23 protein-coding genes and 1 tRNA gene are annotated in these 22,960 nt (G+C 64.2%); 11 read left to right on the top strand and 13 right to left on the bottom strand.

Annotated features, from left to right (window positions below; translation table 11 throughout):
- The first annotated feature begins 309 nt into the window (after nt 1-309).
- On the top strand, nt 310-1,746 hold the full coding sequence (locus tag LB564_RS26420; protein WP_224542087.1) for an MFS transporter: 1,437 nt from the start codon (nt 310-312) through the stop codon (nt 1,744-1,746).
- Nucleotides 1,747-1,771: 25 nt separating this feature from the next.
- Here the strand turns inward: LB564_RS26420 and LB564_RS26415 are convergent, their stop codons facing one another.
- The 8 genes from LB564_RS26415 to LB564_RS26380 all read right to left on the bottom strand — a co-directional run bounded on the left by LB564_RS26415 (nt 1,772) and on the right by LB564_RS26380 (nt 11,043).
- Entirely contained in the window at nt 1,772-2,461 is a 690-nt protein-coding gene (locus LB564_RS26415; protein ID WP_224542084.1) for a response regulator transcription factor, read from the bottom strand.
- A complete protein-coding gene (locus LB564_RS26410; protein ID WP_224542082.1) occupies nt 2,458-5,193 on the bottom strand; it encodes a sensor histidine kinase in 2,736 nt (911 codons plus the stop codon). The genes LB564_RS26415 and LB564_RS26410 overlap by 4 nt, the downstream gene beginning before the upstream one ends.
- A gap of 57 nt (nt 5,194-5,250) precedes the next feature.
- Nucleotides 5,251-5,814, bottom strand: coding sequence for a potassium-transporting ATPase subunit KdpC (gene kdpC / locus LB564_RS26405; protein ID WP_224542080.1), 564 nt, complete (start codon nt 5,812-5,814; stop codon nt 5,251-5,253).
- Between the two features lie 11 nt (nt 5,815-5,825).
- Nucleotides 5,826-7,919: a potassium-transporting ATPase subunit KdpB gene (gene kdpB, locus LB564_RS26400; protein WP_224542078.1), complete on the bottom strand. Its 2,094-nt coding sequence runs from the start codon at nt 7,917-7,919 to the stop codon at nt 5,826-5,828.
- Nucleotides 7,916-8,155 carry a hypothetical protein gene (locus LB564_RS26395; protein WP_224542076.1) on the bottom strand — a complete coding sequence of 80 codons (240 nt, stop codon included), beginning with the start codon at nt 8,153-8,155 and terminating at the stop codon, nt 7,916-7,918. The genes kdpB and LB564_RS26395 overlap by 4 nt, the downstream gene beginning before the upstream one ends.
- A complete protein-coding gene (kdpA, locus tag LB564_RS26390; RefSeq protein ID WP_224542074.1) occupies nt 8,139-9,842 on the bottom strand; it encodes a potassium-transporting ATPase subunit KdpA in 1,704 nt (567 codons plus the stop codon). Before kdpA ends, LB564_RS26395 begins: the two co-directional genes overlap by 17 nt.
- A gap of 21 nt (nt 9,843-9,863) precedes the next feature.
- Nucleotides 9,864-9,953 (bottom strand): K(+)-transporting ATPase subunit F, encoded by a 90-nt coding sequence (gene kdpF / locus LB564_RS26385; protein ID WP_015315765.1) that lies wholly within the window; start codon nt 9,951-9,953, stop codon nt 9,864-9,866.
- Nucleotides 9,954-10,323: 370 nt separating this feature from the next.
- Complete coding sequence (locus LB564_RS26380) at nt 10,324-11,043, bottom strand: Crp/Fnr family transcriptional regulator (protein WP_140704256.1); 720 nt, start codon at nt 11,041-11,043, stop codon at nt 10,324-10,326.
- A 212-nt stretch (nt 11,044-11,255) separates the two neighbouring features.
- Between LB564_RS26380 and LB564_RS26375 the strand changes: the two genes are divergently transcribed.
- Nucleotides 11,256-11,492: a DUF6894 family protein gene (locus LB564_RS26375; RefSeq protein ID WP_224542072.1), complete on the top strand. Its 237-nt coding sequence runs from the start codon at nt 11,256-11,258 to the stop codon at nt 11,490-11,492.
- Nucleotides 11,493-11,604: 112 nt separating this feature from the next.
- Here LB564_RS26375 and LB564_RS26370 read toward each other — a convergent pair whose 3' ends face one another.
- Nucleotides 11,605-11,907, bottom strand: a complete 303-nt coding sequence (locus LB564_RS26370) for a DUF982 domain-containing protein (protein WP_140704254.1) — start codon at nt 11,905-11,907, stop codon at nt 11,605-11,607.
- Between the two features lie 291 nt (nt 11,908-12,198).
- Nucleotides 12,199-12,288 (bottom strand) — tRNA-Ser (locus LB564_RS26365).
- Nucleotides 12,289-12,755: 467 nt separating this feature from the next.
- Here LB564_RS26365 and LB564_RS26360 point away from each other — a divergent pair.
- The 3 genes from LB564_RS26360 to LB564_RS26350 all read left to right on the top strand — a co-directional run bounded on the left by LB564_RS26360 (nt 12,756) and on the right by LB564_RS26350 (nt 15,074).
- Nucleotides 12,756-13,376, top strand: coding sequence for a DUF2569 family protein (locus tag LB564_RS26360; RefSeq protein WP_224542070.1), 621 nt, complete (start codon nt 12,756-12,758; stop codon nt 13,374-13,376).
- A 133-nt stretch (nt 13,377-13,509) separates the two neighbouring features.
- On the top strand, nt 13,510-13,833 hold the full coding sequence (locus tag LB564_RS26355) for a hypothetical protein (RefSeq protein WP_140704253.1): 324 nt from the start codon (nt 13,510-13,512) through the stop codon (nt 13,831-13,833).
- Between the two features lie 251 nt (nt 13,834-14,084).
- The gene (locus tag LB564_RS26350; RefSeq protein ID WP_140704252.1) at nt 14,085-15,074 is read left to right on the top strand and encodes a BMP family protein; all 990 of its coding nucleotides are present in this window, start codon (nt 14,085-14,087) and stop codon (nt 15,072-15,074) included.
- Between the two features lie 64 nt (nt 15,075-15,138).
- On the opposite strand, the gene LB564_RS26345 is transcribed toward LB564_RS26350, so the two are convergent.
- Together LB564_RS26345 and LB564_RS26340 are read right to left on the bottom strand one after the other, a co-directional pair.
- A complete protein-coding gene (locus LB564_RS26345; protein ID WP_224542068.1) occupies nt 15,139-15,537 on the bottom strand; it encodes a hypothetical protein in 399 nt (132 codons plus the stop codon).
- A 21-nt stretch (nt 15,538-15,558) separates the two neighbouring features.
- A complete protein-coding gene (locus LB564_RS26340; protein WP_181173652.1) occupies nt 15,559-15,765 on the bottom strand; it encodes a SlyX family protein in 207 nt (68 codons plus the stop codon).
- 234 nt (nt 15,766-15,999) lie between these two features.
- Here LB564_RS26340 and LB564_RS26335 point away from each other — a divergent pair, with 234 nt between their 5' ends.
- From LB564_RS26335 to deoA, 6 genes are read left to right on the top strand one after another with little or no spacing between them, the layout of a single operon-like run.
- On the top strand, nt 16,000-17,529 hold the full coding sequence (locus tag LB564_RS26335) for an ABC transporter ATP-binding protein (protein WP_224542098.1): 1,530 nt from the start codon (nt 16,000-16,002) through the stop codon (nt 17,527-17,529).
- Nucleotides 17,526-18,665, top strand: a complete 1,140-nt coding sequence (locus LB564_RS26330; protein ID WP_224542066.1) for an ABC transporter permease — start codon at nt 17,526-17,528, stop codon at nt 18,663-18,665. The genes LB564_RS26335 and LB564_RS26330 overlap by 4 nt, the downstream gene beginning before the upstream one ends.
- A 1-nt stretch (nt 18,666) precedes the next feature.
- Entirely contained in the window at nt 18,667-19,638 is a 972-nt protein-coding gene (locus tag LB564_RS26325) for an ABC transporter permease (protein ID WP_224542064.1), read from the top strand.
- A 52-nt stretch (nt 19,639-19,690) separates the two neighbouring features.
- A complete protein-coding gene (gene cdd, locus LB564_RS26320; protein ID WP_224542062.1) occupies nt 19,691-20,083 on the top strand; it encodes a cytidine deaminase in 393 nt (130 codons plus the stop codon).
- A gap of 13 nt (nt 20,084-20,096) precedes the next feature.
- Nucleotides 20,097-20,906, top strand: a complete 810-nt coding sequence (locus LB564_RS26315; protein ID WP_224542060.1) for a purine-nucleoside phosphorylase — start codon at nt 20,097-20,099, stop codon at nt 20,904-20,906.
- Complete coding sequence (deoA, locus tag LB564_RS26310) at nt 20,906-22,225, top strand: thymidine phosphorylase (protein ID WP_224542058.1); 1,320 nt, start codon at nt 20,906-20,908, stop codon at nt 22,223-22,225. The genes LB564_RS26315 and deoA overlap by 1 nt, the downstream gene beginning before the upstream one ends.
- A gap of 108 nt (nt 22,226-22,333) precedes the next feature.
- Here deoA and LB564_RS26305 read toward each other — a convergent pair whose 3' ends face one another.
- The gene (locus tag LB564_RS26305) at nt 22,334-22,897 is read right to left on the bottom strand and encodes a TIGR02281 family clan AA aspartic protease (protein ID WP_140704240.1); all 564 of its coding nucleotides are present in this window, start codon (nt 22,895-22,897) and stop codon (nt 22,334-22,336) included.
- Nucleotides 22,898-22,960 lie beyond the last annotated feature (63 nt).

The following is a 22,960-nucleotide window of genomic DNA, read 5'->3' as shown; positions in this document are numbered from 1 at the left end:
TCCTCCAAAGGACGACCAGGATCCTGTCGGTCTCCTTCCCACCTCAACTATAGCATGGCAAAAACACACAGGATCCTCGGGTCTCCGCGAAGCCGCTTCGCGGCTGCTCCGCCCGTGAATGACGAGGTTGAGAGGCTTCCGCCAATCGCGAATGTTTGCATTTCGACAAAAGTCCGCTTGAACTCAACCACGCTTGAGGTTTTACAAGCCCGTCCCGACCGGAACAGCGTGCGCATGGTCCTGCCGGAAACCCTTGCTGGCTTCTGGTGCCGTGCGCCGGCATCGCGATATGCAGAGGCAGGGATGGACATGACCGAGATCAGCACGAACAGGGTCGACTGGCGGGCATTGTGGGCAAGCGGCGACCTGGCGCGCTTCTGCTTCATCAGCCTCGGCATCCTGCTGCACGCCACCAATGAGACAATGGTGGCGACGGTGATGCCGGCCATGGTCGGCGAACTGGCCGGCGTGCAGCTCGTCGGCTGGTCGCTGGCGATCTACGAACTCGGCGCCATCGTCGCCGGCGCCGCGGCCGGACGGCTGGTGAGCTACGTGGCGCTGCGCACCAACATGGTGGTCGCGGCGCTTCTTTACGCTGCCGGGGCGCTGATCTGCGCCACTTCGCCGTCCATGCAACTGTTCCTGGCCGGCCGGCTGATCGAGGGGCTTGGCGGCGGCGCGCTGGTGTCGCTGGCCTTTGTCTCGGTCGAGCGGCTGTTTTCGCGTGCCATCTGGCCGCAGCTTTTCGGCATCATGTCGGCGATCTGGGGCGTCGCTGCCTTCAGCGGTCCCCTGCTCGGCGCTGTTATGACCGAATTGCTGTCATGGCGCTGGGCCTTCGGCGTCTTCACCCTGGGCGGCGCCGCAATGGCGTTGGCAAGCTTCCTCGTGCTCGACACACCGGAAGCGAAGAAACCCAGCACCGGCGCGGGCAAGGCGCCGCCCTTCCCGTTCATGGCGCTTGCCTGCCTTGCCATTGCCGTGGTGCTGATTGCCTCGGCCGGCGTCGACATCGCCCTGTTGCGTTCCTCGCTGCTGATCGTGCTGGGCCTCGCCGGGCTGGCGCTGTTCTTCCACATCGACGCGCTGAAGCCGCGCTCCCGGCTGTTCCCGGCGCGGCTGTTTTCATGGCGCACGCCGGTGGGCGCCGGCATGACCATGGTCGCCGCCTTTTCCATCGCGACCTGCTCGTTCGGCGTCTACGGACCGCTGCTCTTGACCAGCCTGCACGACATTCCTCTGCTGACCACTGGCTACATCATCGCCGCCGAATCGATCGCCTGGTCGATCCTGTCGATCCTCGTCGCCAACGCGCCGCAGCAGCGCGAGCGGCTGATCATCGTCTGCGGCGCGGTGATGATCGCGGCGGGCATCGCCGGCTTCGCCTACACGATACCCCTGGGCTCGATCCCGTTGATCCTGGTCTGCGCCCTGTTGCAGGGCGGTGGGTTCGGCATCGCCTGGCCGTTCCTGACCCGCGTCATAGTCGCCTCAGCCCCGGACGACGAACAGACCATCGCCTCGGCCGCGGTGCCGACCATGCAGCGCATCGGCTACGCCGTGGGCGCCGCCCTTGCCGGCATCGTCGCCAATGCCAGCGGTTTTTCGCAAGGCCTGAACCATGACGCGGCGGCCAATGTCGCGAGCTGGCTGTTCCTCGCCTTCGTGCCGCTCGGCATTCTCGGCTGTCTCGCCGCCTTGCGGACATCGGCGGCGGCAAATCGGCCGCTCGCGGTCATCGGCTGACGCGGGTTCCAGCGGACGAATTGTTTCACTCGACGCGCAGGCGGTAGCCGACACCGGTCTCGGTGGTGATGTAGCGCGGCTGGTCGGGGGTTTTTTCGATCTTCTGCCTGAGCTGGCGCACATAGACCCTGAGATACTGCACGTCGGTCGAATCGTCCCAGATCTGCTTCAGGATGAAGTGGTGGGTGAGCACCTTGCCGGCGTGCTGCACCAGGATGCGCAGTATGTCGTATTCCTTCGGCGAGAGCTTCACCTCTCTGCCCTCTACCTTGACGATGCGCTTGACCAGATCGACGCTGAGGTCGCCGCTCTGGAAAACCGGCTTCTCGCCTTGCTGCTGGAATTTGTGCCGCAGCGCGACGCGAATGCGCGCCACCAATTCGTTCATGCCGAAGGGCTTGGTGACATAATCGTCGGCGCCGAGTTCCAGCGCGCTGACGATGCCGGCTTCGTCGGTGCGGCTGGAGAGAATGACCACCGGCACGTCGAGGCCCTCGTCACGCCATTTGCGCAGCAGCTCATGGCCGCCCATGCCGGGCAGGCCGAGATCGAGCAGCACGAGGTCGGGCTTTTCCTGCTCCATCAGCTCGATCGCCACCTTGGCGTTCGGCGCCTCGCTGATCGCGTAACCCTGGCTGGCCAGGCCGACCCGCAGCAGCTTGCGGATCGGCGGCTCGTCATCGACAACCAGTATGCTGACATTCGAATTGGTCATCGGGGCTGGTCCGTACCGGGCTCGTCGCCACGGGTGCCGATCGCACGCGCTTGCGCCGGCACCGGCATCCTGATGGTGAAGGCCGCACCGGGGCGATCGGTACGGTTGGCGGCCGCGATCGTGCCGCCCATCGCCTCGACGAAGCCACGACAGATCGACAAGCCCAGCCCGGTGCCGGCGCGCACCTGGTCGCCCTTGCGCACCCGGTAGAAGGTGTCGAACACGCGCTCCAGGTCGTGCGCCGGAATCCCCGGCCCCTCGTCCATGACCTGAACGATGACGGAGCCATTGTCGCCCCAGGCCTGGACGCGGATGGTCGAGCCGGGCGGCGAATATTTCGAGGCGTTGTCGAGAAGGTTGAACAGGACCTGTTCGAACAGCACGGGATCGAGCCGCAGCATCGGCAGGTCGGTCGGAATATCGACCTCGATCTTGTGCTCGCTGGTGATCTTGCGGGCACGGTCGAGCGCCGTACCGACGACATCGCCGACATAATGGAGGGCGTAATTCGGCTCCATCGCCCCGGACTCGATTTTGGTCATGTCGAGCAGGTTGGCGATGAAGCGGTTCAACCGCTCCGATTCGTCGATCACCGTCGACAGAAGCTCCGCCCGGTCCTGCTCGGGCAGGTCGGGTGCGAATTCCTTGAGCGTGCCCGCTGCCCCCATGATGGCCGCGAGCGGCGTTTTCAGGTCATGCGAAATCGAGGTCAGCAGCGCCGAGCGCAGCCGGTCGGCTTCGGCGGCGAGCTTGGCGCGGTCGACATCGGCGACGAGCTGGATGCGTTCGATCGCCACCGCGGCCTGGTCGGCCAGCGCGTCGAGCAGCCGCTGTTGCTCGGGCGTCAACAGCGGACCCTGCTTGTCGTTGTCGAGACCGACGACGCCGATCGCGGTTCGCCCTGTCCGCAACGGGAGATAGAGGCGCTTGGCGCCGGGAAGCGTGTCGGCGCCGCGTCCGGCGGCACGGTTGTGCTCCCAGGCCCAGCGCGCAGCGGCGATGTCGGCCTCGGCCAGCGTGTCGTCGGGCGGATACCCTGCCTTGACCGTGATCGTGCCGTCTTCGGGCAGCAGCAGCACCACGCGCAGCTTCAGCATCGAGGCGATCTGGAAAGCGGTGGCCCAGAGCACATCATCGAGCGTGCCGGCGCCGGCGAGCTTCTTGGAAAAGAGATAGATGTCCTCCGTTGCCCGGGCCCGCGAGCGGGCGGCCGCGGCCTGACGCTGCACGCGCGCCGTCAGGTTGCTGGCGATGACGGCGACGGCGACGAAGACGGCGATCGCGACGATGCTCTCGGGATCGCGGATGGTCAGCGTGTAGCGCGGTTCGAGGAAAAAATAGTTGAAGGCAAGGACGCTGAGGAAACAGGCATAAAGCGCCGGCCAGAGACCGCCGGCCACCGCCGACGTCAACACGGAGAGCAGGAAGACGATCGCCAGGTTACGAACGTCGAGAAACTGGTCGAGAACCGTACTGACCGCCAACGAGCCCGCGACATAGCCGGTGGCGAACAGATAGGGCCAGATCTGAAACGGCTTGCGCTCGGTCGCCGCTTTGACAGCTCTCGAGGGCGCATCGGCGTTGCGCTCGGTCCCGGAAATGACGTGGACGCTGATGTCGCCGGCATTGCGGATCAGATCGTAGGTGAGCGACCCTTCGATCAGTTCGCGCCAGCGCGACCGGGTCGGCCTGCCGACCACGATGTGGGTGAAATTGTTGGCTGTCGCATGGCGCACAATGTCCTGCGCGACGCTCTGGCCCGGAATGGTCGTCACCTCGGCGCCGAGCTGCTCGGCGAGGCGCAGGACTGTGGCGAGCCGGTCCTTGTCGTCCTCGGACATGCCGGCCGCGCCCGGCGTATCGACATGAAGCGCCGTCCATGGCGCACGAAGCCGGTCGGCCAACCTGCGCGCGTAGCGAATGCGGGCTGCCCCGCCCGGGCGCGCGTCGACGCAGACGAGCACCCTTTCGCCCGCCGCCCACGGCCCTTGGATGGCGTGGGACTGCATGTGGTTGAGCAACTGCTCGTCGACGCGCTGAGCGGTGCGCCGCAGCGCCAGTTCCCGCAACGCCGTCAGATTGCCCGGCGAAAAATAGTTCTCGACGGCACGTTGCGCCGTGTTGGGGAAATAGACCTTGCCTTCCTCCAGCCGCTTGATCAGGTCGTCGGGCGTCAGATCGATGATTTCGACATCGTCGGCCTGGTCGATGACGGAATCGGGAACCGTCTCGCGCACCCTGACCCGGGTGATCTGCGCGACGACGTCGTTCAGGCTTTCGACATGCTGGACGTTGAGCGTCGTGTAGACGTCGATGCCTCGCGCCAGGATCTCCTGGACATCGAGGTAGCGCTTGGGGTGGCGGCTGCCGGGCGCGTTGGTGTGGGCGAGCTCGTCGACCAGGACCAGCGCCGGACGCCGGGCAAGGATGGCGTCGATGTCCATCTCGTCGAGGACACGCCCCTTGTAGTCGACCTTGCGCCGGGCAATGACCTCATAGCCCTCGACAAGGGCTAGGGTTTCCTTGCGGCCATGCGTCTCGACCACGCCGATCACAACGTCGATGCCGTCGGCCAGCCTGGCACGGCCCGACATCAGCATCTCGTAAGTCTTGCCGACACCCGGTGCCGCGCCCAGGAATATGCGCAGACGCCCGCGCCCTTCCCGCTCGGCGTGCTCGAGCAGCGCGTCGGGGGATGGTCTGTTTTCGACGTTGCTTCTGTCGTCCGGCATCGGGTCCGATCATGAATGGCGCCGGGGACCGTGTCGATCCCCGGCGCCGGCCATCAACTATTGCGCGGCATCCAGCGCCAGGTTTAGCGCCAGCACATTGACCACCGGCTCGCCGAGCACGCCCAATTCCCGATCCTCGACCTGGCTGTCGACCAGCGCCTTGACCTTGGCTTCGTCGACGCCCCTGGCCTTGGCCACGCGCGGAACCTGGAAATAAGCGGCATCCGGACTGATCTGCGGATCAAGACCGCTGCCGGACGTGGTCACCAGGCCCATCGGCACCGCCGCGTTCGGATTCTCGGCCTTCAGCTTTTCGGCATCGCCCTTGATGCGCTCGATGAGCTTCGGGTTGCTCGGGCCGAGATTGGAGCCGCCCGAGGCGCCGGCGTCATAGCCGTTGCCGGCGGACGAAGGCCGGCCGTGGAAATACTTGTCGCTGGCGAAGGCTTGGCCGATCAGTTCGGAGCCGATCACCTTGCCGTCCTTCTTGATCAGGCTGCCATTGGCCTGGCGCGGGAACAGCGCCTGCGCGATGCCGGTCATGCCGATGGGATAGACGAGCCCGGTCAGCACGGTGAAGAAGACGATCATGATGATCGCGGGTCTGATTTGCTTGAGCATCGGAATGATCCTTATGCAAGGCCGAGGGCCGTGACGGCCATGTCGATTATCTTGATGCCGACGAACGGCACGATGATGCCGCCGAGGCCGTAGACGAGAAGGTTGCGGCTGAGCAGCGCGCCGGCGCCGATCGCCCGATACTTCACGCCGCGCAGCGATAGCGGGATCAGCGCGATGATGATCAGCGCGTTGAAGATGATGGCCGACAGGATGGCGCTCTGCGGTGTCGCCAGATGCATGATGTTGAGCGCCTGCAACGGACCGGTGGTCTGGCCAGGCGCGACGTAGAAGACGGCGAACATAGCCGGGATGATGGCAAAATACTTGGCGACGTCATTGGCGATGGAGAAGGTGGTCAGCGAGCCGCGCGTCATCAACAGCGCCTTGCCGATTTCGACGATCTCGATCAGCTTGGTCGGATCGCTGTCGAGGTCGACCATGTTGCCGGCCTCGCGGGCGGCGACCGTGCCGGTGTTCATGGCCACGCCGACATCGGCCTGCGCGAGCGCCGGCGCATCATTGGTGCCGTCGCCGCACATGGCGACCAGCTTGCCCTTGGCCTGCTCGTCGCGGATCAGCTTCAGCTTGTCCTCCGGCGTTGCCTGGGCGAGGAAGTCGTCGACGCCGGCTTCCGCCGCGATGGCTGCCGCCGTCATCGGATTGTCGCCGGTGATCATCACCGTGCGGATGCCCATGCTGCGCAATTCGGCGAAGCGCTCGCGGATACCGCCTTTGACGATGTCCTTCAGGTGGACGACGCCGAGCAGCCGCCCGTCCCGCTCGACCGCCAGCGGCGTACCGCCCGACTTGGCGACCTCGTCGGCGATCGCCTGCAGGTCGCGCACGGTATCGCTGCCCGGCCGTGTGCCATGCGTGGCCGATGTCGGCTGGCTGACATAGGTCAGGATCGAATCGACCGCGCCCTTGCGTACCGAAGAGCCGTCCATGTCGACGCCGCTCATGCGGGTCTGTGCCGTGAAAGGCACGAAAGTGGCATGCAACGTCGCCATGTCGCGGGCCCGGATGGCGTATTTCTCCTTGGCCAGCACCACGATCGAGCGGCCTTCTGGCGTCTCGTCGGCGAGCGAGGCAAGCTGTGCCGCGTCCGCCAGTTCCTGCTCGCTGACGCCCTTGACCGGGCGAAATTCCGTCGCCTGGCGGTTGCCGAGCGTGATCGTGCCGGTCTTGTCGAGGAGCAGCGTGTCGACGTCGCCGGCGGCTTCGACGGCGCGACCCGACATGGCCAGCACATTGAAGCGCACCAGCCGATCCATGCCGGCGATGCCGATGGCCGACAGCAGCGCGCCGATCGTGGTCGGGATAAGCGTCACGAACAGGGCGACGAGCACGGTCACCGAGATATAGCCGCCCGAATAGGAGGCAAAGCTCGGGATCGTCGCGGTGGCCAGCACGAAGATCAGCGTCATGCCGACGAGCAGGATGTTGAGCGCGATCTCGTTGGGTGTCTTCTGGCGCTCGGCGCCTTCGACCAGCGAGATCATGCGATCGAGGAACGTGTGTCCGGACGCGGCTGTGATACGCACGCGGATCCAGTCGGACAGCACCTGCGTGCCGCCGGTGACCGCCGAGCGGTCGCCGCCGGATTCGCGGATGACCGGCGCGGACTCGCCCGTTATCGCCGCCTCGTTGACCGAGGCGACGCCTTCCACCACCTCGCCGTCGGACGGGATGATGTCGCCGGCCTCGACCAGCACGATGTCGCCAACCTTCAGGCCGGTACCAGGCACCAGCTTGAATTTGGTCCGATCCTCGCCGGCCAGGAGCTTGGCCTGGGTCTCGGTGCGCGCCTTGCGCAGCGAATCCGCCTGCGCCTTGCCGCGCCCTTCGGCGACGGCCTCTGCGAAATTGGCGAACAGCACCGTGAACCACAGCCAGATGATAATCTGCAGCGTGAAACGCAGGTCGCCGCCGCCGGTGACGAGGTTCTTGACGAACAGCACCGATGTCAGCGCCGACACGACGGCGACGACGAACATCACCGGATTGCGGGCCAGCGTGCGCGGATCGAGTTTGCGGAAGGCGCCGCCAATGGCGGGCCACAGGATGCGGGCATCCATGATGCTGGCTGATTTTAACTGGCTCATTTTGAAGCTCCGGCTTCAGTGTTGGTGTGCGGCACCGGGTGATCGGATGCCGAAAAGAGGTGGGGAAGCCCATAGGCCAGCAGCCAAAGCGCGATCATGGCGCCGGCAAGTCCGAGAAATGTCGACATGGTCGGGAAAGGAGGCGGCAGCCCCTCCTTCTCCGGATCGGGCCGATGCCCGGCATTGCGGCGCTTGTTGCTGAACCAGGACATGTCGGCCTCAGAATGTCTGTCCATGGATCATCGCCAGGTGCTCGACAACAGGTCCCACGGCAAGCGCCGGGAAGAAGGTCAGGCCGCCGACAATGACGATGACGCCGACCAGCAGCCCGACGAACAGCGGACCGTCGGTCGGGAAGGTGCCGGCCGAGGCGGGCACGGTCTTCTTCGCCGCCAGCGCGCCGGCAATGGCGAGCGCCGGGATGATGACCAGGAAGCGGCCCATCAACATGCCGATGCCGAGCGTGATGTTGTACCAGGGCGTGTTGCCGGTGAGGCCGCCGAAGGCCGAGCCGTTGTTCGCCGCCGCCGAAGTGTAGGCATAGAGGATCTCGGAGAAGCCGTGCGGCCCGCCATTGGCGATCGACGCGACCGCGCTCGGCAGCACCACCGCTATCGCTGTGAAGACCAGCATCGCCAGCGGCAGGCACAAGATGGCCAGCATCGCCATCTTGACCTCCTTGGCCTCGATCTTCTTGCCCAGATATTCGGGCGTGCGGCCAACCATCAGGCCGGCGACGAAGACGGCGATGAGGATGAACATCAGCATGCCGTAGAACCCGGCGCCGACACCGCCGACGATGACCTCGCCGAGCTGCATGTTGATGAGCGGGATCATGCCGCCCAGCGCGGTGAATGAGTCATGCATGGCATTTACCGCGCCGCAGGAAGCGGCCGTGGTGATGACGGCGAACAAAGCCGAGAGCGCAATGCCGAAGCGGGTCTCCTTGCCTTCCATGTTGCCGCCGTCGATGCCCAGCGCATGCACCAGCGGATTGCCCGCGGCTTCCGCCCAGTAGCAGACGGCGACGCCAACGATGAACAGCACGCCCATCGAGGTTAGGATTGCCCAGCCCTGGCGCTGGTTGCCGACCATGCGGCCGAAGACATTGGTCAGCGCGGCACCCAGCGCGAAGATCGTCACCATCTGTATCAGGTTGGAGATGGCATCGGGATTCTCGAAGGGATGCGCGGCATTGGCATTGAAGAAACCGCCGCCATTGGTGCCCAGCATCTTGATGGCCACCTGCGAGGCGACCGGGCCGAGAGCGATGGTCTGCTTGGCGCCCTCGAGCGTTGTGGCGTCGATGTAGGGCCCAAGCGTCTGCGGCATGCCGAGCCAGACATAGACCAGCGTGAGCACGATGCAGAGCGGCAGCAGCACGTAGAGCGTGCAGCGGGTCAGGTCGACCCAGAAATTGCCGATCGATTTTCCGGAAGCGCGAGCAAAGCCGCGGATCAGTGCGATCGCGATGGCGATGCCGGTGGCCGCGGAAACGAAATTCTGGACCGTCAGCCCGGCCATCTGCACGAGGTAGGACATCGTGCTTTCACCACCGTAATTCTGCCAGTTGGTGTTGGTGATGAAGCTGGCGGCGGTGTTGAAGGCGAGCGCCGGATCGATCGCGCTCATCCCTGCCGGATTGTAGGGCAGGCTGCCCTGCAGGCGCTGCAGGAAGTAGAGCACCAGGAAGCCCGCCAGGTTGAAGAGCAGCATGGCCACCGCATAGGTGGCCCAGTGTTGTTCTTCCCGGTCGCTGGTTCCGCAAATGCGGTAGAGCCCCCGCTCGAGCGGACCGAAGATCGGTGAAAGCAGCGTGCGATCGCCATTGAAGACGCGGTGCATGTAGCCGCCGAGCGGCTTCACCAGCAAAACGATGATCCCGCAATAGACGAGGATCTGAATCCATCCGTTAATGGTCATGACGGGCTTTCCGTGCGCTGGTCAGAAACGTTCAGGGCGAATGAGGGCGTAGGTGAGGTAAGCGAGCAGGAACAAGGTCACGCCTCCACCGAGGATGTAGTCGACGAGCATGATTTCGATCCTTCCGTTTAAATTCTGTCGCAGACTTTGACATAGACGATGGACAAAGCAAAAAACAAAACCCCTATGCCGAGAACGATAATGTCCATCTTTGCCTGTTCCTTTTTGCCTTGTACTTCGTGCCTTTCCTGGAATGGCGCGCAATACCGTGAAAACGCCCGTCGTATGTTCATCGACGTGACGTCAAAGACTTGGTTGTGTGAATATGGACCCGATCGCCATAAAGGTTCGAGACGGGGCGAGGCGCAAAGAAATAGGAATTCTATAAAGATTTCCGGACGCCACTCAGCGTCGAAGAACGACTCTCGACGCCATTGTCGTTCTGGACGCCCAACCGCCTTGCGGCCTTGCTGAACTTACGCTAGCGCGGTTCCCGCGTCAGGCTGAGATAGGTCGGATCGAACTCGGCGATTTCCTGGAGCCTGTGCCAGTCCAGGATGGTCACCGTGTGGTTTGCCCAATTGACGACGCCGATTTTGCGCAAGGCACCGATGACGCGGTTCATGTGCACCACGGAAAGACCAAGCACATCGGCCAGTTCGGCTTGCGAGAGCGGCAGATGGAAACTCATGCCGTTGGTGCGCTGCACCACTTGCAGCCGCACGAAAAGCTCACAGAGAAGATGGGCAAGGTGCGATGTCTTGGAGCGGCGGCCCATCGCCACGATCCATTCGCGATGGATGGCGCCGTCGACCAGCGTGTCCAGCCACAGCAGCCGCGTCAGATGCGGCGCTTCCTCGGTGATCGCGCGAAGCCGGCTGTGATCGGCGAACATGACATGGCAGGGCGACATGGCAACGATGCCGTGATCCATGGTCTTCAGCAGGAACGCGTGCAGATCGACGAAATCGCCGGGCACCTGCAGGGAGGTGAACTGCCGGCCGCCATTCTCCAGCACTTTGTAGCGCGCCGCCAGGCCGTCGAGGATCAGGGTCGAATGGGTCGGCCGCGCGCCCGAGGCGACGATATCCTGGCCAACCGCGAAATGCCGCTCGAACGTCATGGCTTCCGCCAGCAGGGCCTTTTCGGCGTCGGAAAGGGCGTCGTGCTGAGCAAGATTCAGATACAGGGATTCCAGCACCGCTATCTCCAGCGAAAGGGCTCAGAGCCGATCGCCAGCTGTTCTGTCGAAGCAAGGGCGGCTGCCGAAGCACTAGGTCCTCGGACGCTGGCGGGCATTAACATTTGTTAGAAGGCTCTTATTCGCCAGCGAAGATCATCTCTGATGGAACAACGGCTTAGCCCGCGAATTGTCGATCAAGTCTCTTTTGCAAATCGGGATTCGGCCACATCATGCCCAGATACTTTCTCGACCTTTACAATGGTGATGGCCTGACGGTGGATGACCACGGTCAGGTCTTCGACTCGCGTGAGCGTCTGCGGCGCGAGGCAATCCTCATCCTGCCCGACATCATTCGCGACGAGATGATCGAGAACGACCGGACGACCATAACCGTGAAGGTGCGGGACGAGAATGGGCGCCATATCTTCGAGGCATCGCTCGTCATCTCGTCCAGCTGGTGTGATTGACCGCTGTCCGCGCGAACCCTTTGCAAGAAATCGAAAGCCCGGCTTGGAGGGTCAAGCCGGGCTTTCGGTGGTGGCCGTACGAACTGGCCGCCACGATCACAGTTGCGAACGATCAGGCGGCGTAGCCGCCATAACCGCGCGCGACGGCGCGCGCCACGATGACGGGTTCGATCTCGGGCCAGAGAATGCCGGTGGCTTGCGCGAATTCAACGAGCGCATGGCGTGCCTCGTCCCTGGTGATGCAACCTTCCAGCGCCAGGCCGCAGGCCTCGACGGCATTGCGATAAAGCGGACCACGCCGGGAGGTCGTCCAGTTCGTCAGGAAATCGTGCATTTCGGCCAGCGAGGCGATTTCGCGCTTGAAGCCAAGGCCGACGGTCAACGCGACGGGCGAATGAAACAGCTTGTCATGCATGAAATAGGCTCCTGATTGGTCGCAGTCGGAGAAAATCCTGGCGGGATCGACTGATGAGACGCCGGGAAACGCGCGGAGCGGCGAGAGGTTCCCGAGCAAGCCGGACACTTTGCGGAACGCACGAGTGAACTCCGGAGCGGAGGATGCTTTCCCGTGTATAGCGGTCAACCGGAATGATTTACTGAAAGGAAGACGCTTCGAATTCGCCCTCCTGCGCTAAAGCTTTGGAGGACATCCTGCTTCGTCCAAAGGATCACGCAAATCCTGCGAAGCTCGAAGAGCGAGGCAGGATGGCGGAGAGAGCGGGATTCGAACCCGCGTTACGGTCTCCCGTAAACACACTTTCCAGGCGTGCGCCTTCAACCACTCGGCCACCTCTCCGTCCTTGCATTGTTCGCGATGGCCGGTTTCGCCGCGCGGGTTGGGGACAATGCGATCCCCTCAGGGAGCCGGCACGCGATATCAGCGCCGTGGGTGCCGCCAACCAGCAAACACCTTCCCTTCGCACCGGAGCCGTCAAAGCAACAGGCGCGGGGCTCATCTAGTCGATCCCGCGCCGAATGCCAAGCCATAACGACAGTGTATTCGCTTTGCCGGCCACACACTGTTCGGCCAGGCCGCAGCCGCACCCGTTTTGGGCCGCCGTCGCCGAATGATGTGCACAGCCAGGGCCGTCAGGCCGGCCGCGCTTGACTTCGCCGCTGGCCACCTGTCGAGTGACGGAGGCTTTGCGGGGGCATCGTCGCGACGTGACGTCAAGCAGTGAACAACCGGGCAGTGGGCAGGCGCCAGTTGGGCGCCCAGGCAGCGACCTGTCTTATGTCCCTGTGGGCTGGCTCATCTTCGTCATGGCGTGGTCGGTCTATGGCCTGGCCTCGGCCTGGTGGCTGACCGGCAATTCCGGCCTGCCGGACAGGATCTTCTATTTCCTCCTAGGCGGGCTCGCCGTCGACATCATAACCATCCTGTGGGGCCTTTACCTGCTCGGCCTTGCCTTTGGACGTTCGGCACGCTTCCCGCGCCAGTTCATCATCTGGCAGGCAGCGACCATCGCCTGGGTGCTGGCGAGGCAGGCCTATGCACTTGCCATACCCGATTTCGTCTTCTCCGCCAGGAGCCTGCTCATCGGCGGCGCCGAAATCGCCATCGGCCTGCTCTGCATCTATCTGCTGCGCCTCGGTTCCGGCGCCGAGGACGTCTATTCCAGGCCGCGGACCGAGGCGCCATCGGTCTTCGTTTCCATCGTCGCCGCCTTGCTCGGCATCATCCTTGGCGCGGTCATCGGGGCCGTTGGCGGCTTCCTGGCCGGCTCGGTGATCGCCGATGTCGCCGAGGTCAGCTGCTTCGAGGGCGGTTGCGGCTATTTCGCCGCCTTCATCGGACTGGCCGGGCTGGTGGTCGGCGCCATCGCCGGGGGCATTCTTGCCGTCTGGCTGGTTCACCGCCGCGGGCGCAAGCCAGTCGCATAGGGTTCACAAGGCGCGGTCTTTCAAATTCGCGTATCGCGATTGCGGACCAGCCGCACGCATTCTATTTCTGGTTTAGGGACAAGTGCCGGCGGTCTCCTGGTCAGTGTCCAGGATCAGCCTTGGGAGGGCCTCGATGTTTCGCTTCATTTTTCGTCTCGCGGCAATGGTCGCGCTGTCGGTTTCCGTCATCATGGCGGTGCTCGACACGACGCGCACCGTGGCGGCTTCGACCCTTGTGCTGACCCCGCTCAACGCCAGTTGGCTTGCCGTCTCGCCCGATACGCGGGCGGCCTTCGAAACCTATGTCCGTACCAAGGCCGGTCCGCTGCTGTGGGACGGCGCCATCGCCTGGGTGCTCAATCAGCCGGGCTTTGCCGTCTTCGCGGTGCTGGCCTTCCTGCTTTACGCCATCGGCTACCGGCGGCAGCGGCGCACGGGCCAGTTCGCGGCTAACTGATCCATCGATATCGCCCGCGCCGTTTCAGCCACCTCCCGACGGCTTGCACGCAACGATCGGATCGCGGCGTGGCTTGCCCGTGGCACGCTTTTCCAAAAGGTCAAAATTCCACGTGAATTTTGTTTCGGGCCGTGCCAGATTGCCCGCAAGCGGGAGGGGAATACACTCCTGGCTAACGTCGTTTGCCTGCCGGAGAACCGGGCAGACAGACGGTGCGTAACGGAAAAAATAACCGACAGGGTGTGGATCACATGAAACGTATCGTTCTCGGCCTCCTGGCCGCAACCGCAATGGTTCTTCCGGCTTTCGCCGCGGACGTCCAGCCGGCCATCCTCTATGATCTGGGCGGCAAGTTCGACAAATCCTTCAACGAGGCTGCCTATCATGGCGCCGAGAAGTTCAAGACCGAGACCGGCACGCCTTATGTCGAGTTCGAAGTGTCCAACGCCTCGCAGCGCGAGCAGGCTCTGCGCCGCTTCGCCGAGGATGGCCGCAACCCGATCGTCATGGCGGGCTTTGCCTGGGAAGATGCGCTGAAAGCGGTCGCGAAAGATTATCCCGACCTCAACTTCGCCATCATCGACGATGCCGTCGATATGCCCAATGTCCGCTCGCTGGTCTTCAAGGAAAATGAAGGCTCCTATCTCGTCGGCATCCTGGCAGGCATGGCCTCGAAGTCGAAGAAGGTCTCCTTCATCGGCGGCATGGACATCCCGCTGATCCGCAAGTTCGAATGCGGCTATGTCGGCGGCGCCAAGGCCGCCGGCGCGACCGACGTGATCCAGAACATGACCGGCGACACGCCGGCTGCCTGGAACGACCCGGCCAAGGGCGGCGAGATCGCCAAGACGCAGATCGACCAGGGCTCCGACGTGGTCTACGCCGCGGCCGGCGGCACCGGCGTCGGCGTGCTACAGGCGGCGGCTGATGCCGGCAAGCTCGGTATCGGCGTCGATTCCAACCAGAACGGCCTGCAGCCCGGCAAGGTGCTGACCTCGATGATGAAGCGCGTCGACGTTGCCGTCTACACCACGTTCATGGATGGCAAGAACGGCACCTTCAAGGGTGGCGTCGAGAACCTCGGCCTCAAGGAAGGCGGCGTCGACTACGCCATGGACGACAACAACAAGGCGCTGGTGACCGACGAGATGAAGGCCGCCGTCGAAAAGGCCAAGGCCGACATCATCTCCGGCAAGATCCAGGTGCACGACTACACGGCCGACAACGCCTGCCCATACTGATCGGCAGCGACATACAGCCATGATCTGCAACCGCCGGGCGCAAGCCTGGCGGTTTTGCTTTGGCCTACAACTTGCCGGCCAGATAACCCAGCGCAAAGGCCGCTATCAGCCCGATGGCAACGACAAGTCCACGCCGGCCGCCAAGCGCGTGCACGCCAATGCCGTATGGTCGTCGGGAAAGGCCTCGGATCACGGTCGGCGACTTGGCCTCGATGCCGCCCAGGCCTGCGTTGCGCATCTGCGGCAATTCGGCGAGGCGTTGCGTGACCAGCGCCCAATGATTGGCGCCGGCTGGTTTTTCGGCACGATCGAAGACATGCATGCGTTCGGCGAGTTGCACCACCGCGTCGCGGAAGGCGGGGTCGATCTCGAGATCGCGCTCGGCCCGTTGGCGCTCGGCATCGCTCATCAGGCCGAGCACATAATCGCCGGCCCTTGCGATGCGGTCGCTTTCACCGGCCATGCCAGGACCCTCCCCTTTTCCTCACCAGTGCGGCGGCTTGGTCACCGGCACATCCGGCGCCGCCTGCTCCTCCAATGCCAGGAAGCGCTCGGTCAACGCATCGAGCTTGCGCTGCATGCGTTCGATCACCGTCCACTGTTCGGCGATCTGGCCCGACAGTTCCTCGATTGTCTTCTCCTGCTCGGCGGCGCGGATTTCCAGCGTCGTCAGCCGGTCGGCGGGCATGATCATTCGCAATCCCTGATCTTGCATCACAATGCCTTGCATCGCGATGCGAATTTCGACCTCGCCATATTAGCGAATGTGCGAGCCCGAGCCACGTTGCAAATTGACAAGCACACCGGGATTTGTCGAGAGTGGATGCTGCCCCGGCCAATTGGCATGGGCGGAGCGTCATGCTAGGCATTTTGACCAAGCGATAAAAAAATAAAGAGTGGGACAGGCTGCATGGCGCAAGCCACGATCGAACCGGCCGCAATCGAACTGATCGGCATCAACAAGAGTTTCGGCGCCGTGCGCGCCAACCGCGATATCAACCTGGAGATTGCGCGCGGCACCATCCACGGCATCGTCGGCGAGAACGGCGCCGGCAAGTCGACGCTGATGTCGATCCTTTACGGCTTCTACCAGGCCGACAGCGGGGAGATCCGGGTTGGCGGCAAGCCGGCGTCGATCAAGACCCCCAACGACGCGATCGCGCTCGGCATCGGCATGGTGCACCAGCATTTCATGCTGGTCGACAATTTCACGGTGCTGGAAAACATCATCCTCGGCGCTGAGAGCGACGCGCTGCTGAAGCGCAGCATCGCCAAGGCGCGCTCGGAACTCGAACGGCTCGAACGCGAATACGGCCTGGAAGTCGATCCCGACGCGATCATCGAGGAGTTGCCGGTCGGCCTGCAGCAGCGTGTCGAAATCCTGAAGGCGCTCTATCGCGGCGCCGAAATCCTGATCCTCGACGAGCCGACAGGCGTCTTGACGCCGGCCGAGGCCGACCACCTGTTCCGCATCCTCAGGCAATTGAAGGACCAGGGAAAGACGGTGGTGCTGATCACCCACAAGCTGCGCGAGATCATGGCCATCACCGACACCGTGTCGGTCATGCGCCAGGGCACGATGGTGGCGACCCGGGAGACAGCCAAGACCACCGTCGAGGAACTGGCCGAACTGATGGTCGGGCGCCGCGTCCTGCTCAGGGTCGAAAAGGGCGAGGCGGAGGCCGGCGGCGTCAAGCTCGCGGTCAAGAACCTGACGGTCAGGGATTCCCGCGGCGTCACCATGGTCGACGACATCTCTTTCGATATCAAGGCCGGTGAGATCGTCGGCATTGCCGGCGTGGCCGGCAACGGGCAATCCGAGCTGCTCGAGGCGATTTCCGGCATCAGGCACGCCGTTTCCGGGTCCGTGATGCTCGACGGCAAACCGATCGATCTGACCGGCAAGGCCGATCCCGGCGAACTGCGCGACCGTGGTCTGGCCCACGTGCCGGAAGACCGCCACCATGTCGGGCTGGTGCTGGCCTTCGAGGAGAACGAGAATTCCATCCTCGGCTACCACGACGACCCCCGCTATCTCAAAGGGCCATTCCTCAATGTCGACGCCATCATGGCCGATGCCAGGGACAAGATCGAGAAATACGACATCCGTCCCGGCAATCCGCGCCTGAAGACCGCCAACTTCTCCGGCGGCAACCAGCAGAAGATCGTGCTGGCGCGGGAGATCGAACAGGATCCCGGCGTGCTCATCGTCGGCCAGCCGACGCGCGGCGTCGATGTCGGCGCCATCGAATTCATCCACAAACGCCTGATCGCCATGCGCGACCAGGGCAAGGCGGTGCTGGTGGTGTCGGTCGAACTCGACGAGATCCGCTCGCTGTCCGACCGCATCCTGGTGATGTTCGCCGGCCGCATCGTCGGCGAGCGCGGCCCGGAGGCGACAGAGGGTGAGCTTGGCCTGCTGATGGCGGGTGTCGAGCAGGAGGCTGCCGCATGAGCACGCCTTATGCCAAATTGCCGGCCTGGGCCGACTATGGGCTGATCCCGCTGATCAACCTGTCGGTCGCCTTCATCGTCGCCGGCTTCGTCGTTCTGCTGGTTGGCGAAAACCCGTTCCGCGCCGCCGTCATCCTGGTCGAAGGCGCCTTCGGCAAGGGAACCGGCATCGCCTTCACCCTGTTCTATGCCACCACCTTCATATTCACCGGGCTTTCGGTGGCGGTGGCCGCGCATTGCGGCCTGTTCAACATCGGCACCGAGGGCCAGGCCTACATCGCCGGCCTCGGCATCGCCATCGTCTGTCTTTCCTTCGACAGCATACTGCCCTGGTGGCTGACCTTTCCACTGGCCATCGGGGCCTCGGCGCTCGTCGGCGCATTGTGGGCGCTGATCCCCGCCTATCTGCAGGCCAAGCGCGGCTCGCACATCGTCATCACGACGATCATGTTCAACTTCATCGCCGCCTCGATCATGGTCTACCTGCTGGTCGGTCCGCTGAAACCGGCGGGGTCGCAGGCGCCGCAGACGCGCAACTTCCTCGCCGGCGCCGAACTGCCCAAGCTCAACTGGATCATCGAACTGTTCGGCGCAAAGATCCGCTCGGCGCCACTCAACATCTGCTTCCTGCTGGCGCTGGCGATGGCCTTCCTGGTCTGGCTGCTGATCTGGCGCACCAGGCTCGGCTACGAAATGCGCACCTATGGCCACAGCGCAAAGGCGGCCCGCTATGCCGGCATTTCTGAAACCCGCATCATCATCACAGCCATGATGATCTCGGGCGCGCTGGCCGGCATGATGGCGCTCAACCCGGTGATGGGCGACCAGCACAATGTCGCGATCGACTTCGTGTCCGGCGCCGGCTTCGTCGGCATCGCCGTGGCGCTGATGGGCCGGCTGCATCCGGTCGGCATCGTGCTGGCCGCGATCCTGTTCGGCATGCTCTACCAGGGTGGCGCCGAACTCGCTTTCGAGATGCCGGCGATCAGCCGCGACATGATCGTCATCATTCAAGGCCTGGTCATCCTCTTCGCAGGCGCGCTGGAGCACATGTTCAGGCCCTATATCCAGGCGCTGTTCGCCTCGTTCAGTCCGAGATCGGTCGGCATGGAAGCGGTCAAGGGGAAGGGTGCCTGAGATGGACATCTTCAACGCCATCATCCAGGTGCTGGACTCGACCATCCGCCTGTCCGTGCCGCTGCTGCTTGCCTGCCTCGCCGGCCTCTATTCGGAGCGGGCCGGCATTTTCGACATCGGTCTCGAAGGCAAGATGCTGGTCGGCGCCTTCGCGGGGGCTGCCGCGGCTTCCGTGTTCCATTCGGCGTTTATCGGTCTCGGCATGGCGATCCTGATCTCGGTCGCGTTCGCCATGGTGCACGGCTTTGCCTCGATCACCCATCGCGGCAACCAGATCGTCTCGGGCGTGGCGATCAACTTCGTCGCCGCCGGGTCGACCATCATCCTTGGCCAGGCCTGGTTCCAGCAGGGCGGCCGCACGCCGGCGCTCCAGCCGGGCGAGCGCTTCGAGGCGATCATCTGGCCCGGCGCAGACGCGGCCAGGCAAGTGCCGATCATCGGGCCGATCTATGCCGAACTGATCTCGGGCCATTCCATCCTCGTCTATTTCGCCTTTGCGATGGTGCCGTTCACCTGGTGGGTGCTCTATCGCACCCGCTTCGGCCTCAGGCTGCGCGCGGTCGGCGAGAATCCGGCCGCGGTCGACACCGCCGGCATCTCGGTCGCCTGGCTGCGCTATCGCGCGCTGATCTGCACCGGCATCCTGACCGGCGTCGCCGGGGCCTATCTGTCGATGGTGCAGAATGGCGGCTTCGTGAAGGACATGACGGCAGGCAAGGGCTATATCGCGCTGGCCGCGCTGATCTTCGCCAAATGGAAGCCGGTCAACGCCATGTTCGCCTGCCTTTTGTTCGGCTTCCTCGACGCTGCCTCGATCCGCCTGCAGGGGACACCGCTGCCAATTGTAGGCAAGGTATCGGTGCAGTTCATGCAGGCGCTGCCCTATATCCTCACCGTCATCCTGCTCGCCGGCTTCATCGGCAAGGCCATCCCGCCACGCGCCGGCGGCGTGCCCTACGTCAAGGAACGCTAGGCAACACGCGACAGGCCGGGTTTTGGACACGATCATCGGAGAGAACAACTGAATGTCGCATGATCTGTTCGAAGCGGCCAAGGCCGCCATGGCCAAGGCCTATGCCCCCTATTCCAAGTTCCCGGTGGGCGCTGCCTTGCGCACGGAGGACGGACGCATCTTCGCCGGCGCCAACATCGAGGTCGCCTCCTATCCGGAGGGCTGGTGCGCCGAGACCACCGCCCTTGGCCACTACATCATGGGCGGCGGCGGCAAGATCGTCGAAATCGCCGTCCTTGCCGAACGCATGGCCAAATGCTCGCCTTGCGGCGGCTGCCGCCAGCGGCTGGCCGAGTTCTGCCGCCCGGAAACGAAGCTCTATCTCTGTGACGCCTCGGGCGTGGCCGAAACCGTGACCATGGGCGACATGCTGCCCTACGGCTTCCGGGGCGACATCCTGAAATGAAAAGCTCGCTGCCATGACGCAAAAAACGGTCGACCACCTTATCGAAAGACTGGACGGCCTCGCGCCGTCGACCGCGCTGGTGCTGGGTTCGGGCCTGGGCGGCCTGGTCGACCGGATCGAGAATCCAATCCGTGTCTCCTATGCCGACCTCCCCGGCTTTCCCAGGAGCGGCGTCAGCGGCCATGCCGGCGAAGTGGTCGCCGGGGAGTTTGCCGGCACCCCGGTGCTGATGCTGTCAGGCCGCGCCCACTATTATGAGCATGGCAACGCGGCCGCGATGCGGCCGGTGCTGGAAGTGCTTGCCGGCATCGGCATCACGAAACTGATCCTCACCAACGCCGCCGGCTCGGTCGATCCGGACATGCCGCCGGGATCGGTGATGCTGCTCACCGATCATATCAACTTCTCCGGCACCAATCCGCTGATCGGCGAGCCGAGCGACCGTCGCTTCGTCGGCCTGACCGAAGCCTATGATGCCGGCATCCGCCAGGCGATCGAGCGCGCGGCTAACGCGACCGGCACGGTGCTGTACAAGGGCGTCTATATGTGGTTCTCGGGCCCCTGCTTCGAGACGCCGGCCGAAATCCGGATGGCGCGCATCATGGGCGCCAACGCCGTCGGCATGTCCACGGTGCCGGAGGTCATTCTCGCCCGCTTCCTCGGCCTGCGCGTCGCCGCCTGCTCGGTCATCACCAATTTGGCCGCGGGCATGACCGGAGCCGAGCTTTCGCACCAGGAAACCAAGGACATGGCGCCGGTTGGCGGATCGCGGCTGGCGACGGTGCTGCAGCGCGTGTTCCGTGACGGGCTGCTGGAGAGCTGATGCTTCCCCAGGAAATCATCCGTCACAAGCGCGACGGCCACAGGCTGGCGCCTCACGAGATCGCCGCCTTCATCGACGGCGTGACGTCGGGCACAGTGACCGACGGCCAGGTCGCGGCCTTCGCCATGGCGGTGTTCTTCAACGGCATGAACCGCGACGAGGCGGTGGCTATGACGCTTGCCATGCGCGATTCCGGCGACGTGCTCGACTGGTCGGATCTGCCAGGCCCCGTCACCGACAAGCATTCGACGGGCGGCGTCGGCGACAATGTCTCGCTGATGCTGGCGCCAATCGTCGCCGCCTGCGGCGCCTATGTGCCGATGATCTCGGGACGCGGCCTCGGCCATACCGGCGGCACGCTGGACAAGATGGATGCCATTCCCGGCTATACCAGCCAGCCCGACATCGCGCTGTTCCGCAAGGCGGTGCTGGAAACCGGCTGCGCCATCATCGGCCAGACCGCCGATCTGGCGCCTGCCGATCGCCGGCTCTACGCCATCCGCGACGTGACCGGAACCGTGGAATCGGTGCCGCTGATCACCGCATCGATCCTGTCGAAGAAGCTCGCGGCGGGCCTCCAATCGCTGGTGCTCGACGTCAAGGTCGGCAACGGCGCCTTCATGGAGAAATCCCGCGACGCGACCGCGCTCGCCAACAGCCTGGTCGAGGTCGCCAGCGGTGCGGGGCTGAAGGTCTCGGCGCTGATCACCGGCATGAACGAACCGCTGGCCTTGGCCGCCGGCAATGCGGTGGAGGTGCGCAATGCCGTCGATTTCCTGACCGGCCGCTTGCGTGACCGGCGACTGGAGGACGTGACGCTGGCGCTTGCCGCCGAAATGCTCCAGTCGGCGGGGCTGGTATCGTCCAACCAGGACGGCATGCGCCGCGCCACCGAGACGCTGGCCAGCGGCCGCGCCGCCGCCACCTTCGCGCGCATGGTGACCGTGCTCGGCGGCCCGGCGGACTTCATCGAAAAGCCGGAGAAATACCTGCCCGAGGCGGCAACGGAATTCGCGGTCAACGCGACTTCGCAGGGTTTCGTCACTGGCATCGCCACCCGCGACATCGGCCTCGCCGTGGTCGGCCTGGGCGGCGGGCGCACCCGGCCCGATGACAAGATCGATCCCTCGGTCGGTATCACCAGGCTGCTGCCCATAGGCGCGGAAGTAAACGCCGGCGATGCGCTGGCGCTGATCCACGCGCGCTCGCCATCCGATGCGGAGGCAGCCGCCGCAACCGTGCTTTCAGCCTATGCGATCGGTGCGTCGAAGCCGGCCGCCGACAAGTCGGTCATCCGCCGGATTCTGCCGCGCGGCTAGAGCAATCCCAGGAAAAGTATGTAACGGTTTTCCGTCCGGAATTGCGTGAAACGAAGAGCTGGAGCGGACCAGCGATTCTATCTAACACTGAACCGCGCCAGCGGCATCCTACTGGACCAGCAGCAATGTGCCGTTCTCGGCCTGGTATTTGCCGAGCCGGTTGAGAAAACTCATGCCGATCAGATTGGTGCGCAGTGCCTTGTCGTCGAGCACGATCGCCTGCACGCCCTCGACGCTTATGCTGCCGATCTGCAGGCGGTCGATCGTCACCACGGCTGCCTTGATGGTGCCGTTGGCGGTGTTGACCTCATGGCTGAAATCGGAGGGATTGAGCGACAGCCCGATCCGGCGCGCCGTCGAGGTGTTGACCGCCACCAGCGTCGCGCCGGTGTCGATCATGCCGTCGACCTGACGGCCGTTGAGCTTGAAGGTGGACGAGAAGTGCCCACGCCCGTCCGCCGCGACCACGACCTTGCGCCCGGTCGGCAGCGGCGCCACCGGCTTGTCGGGAACGGAGGCCAGGCTGACCTCGGGCTGTGCCTCGGCTTGCGGCTTGGCCGTCACCGCCGATTTCAGCAGGTTTTCGAATATTCGCGGATTCGACTGGTAGACGACCGGGATCGACGCCGATGCACCGGCAAAGACGCTGAGAACAAGAAGCTTGCGCAGCATGGATCGGCCTCGGCGCATGACTCCGAAAATCGGAAGTGATTTTCGGGAAGAGAGCCGATTCAC

This window comes from Mesorhizobium sp. ES1-6 (assembly GCF_020164775.1).
GTDB lineage: Bacteria > Pseudomonadota > Alphaproteobacteria > Rhizobiales > Rhizobiaceae > Mesorhizobium.
Note: the sequence above shows the minus strand (reverse complement) of the source record. Positions and strands in the feature narration are given on the sequence as shown.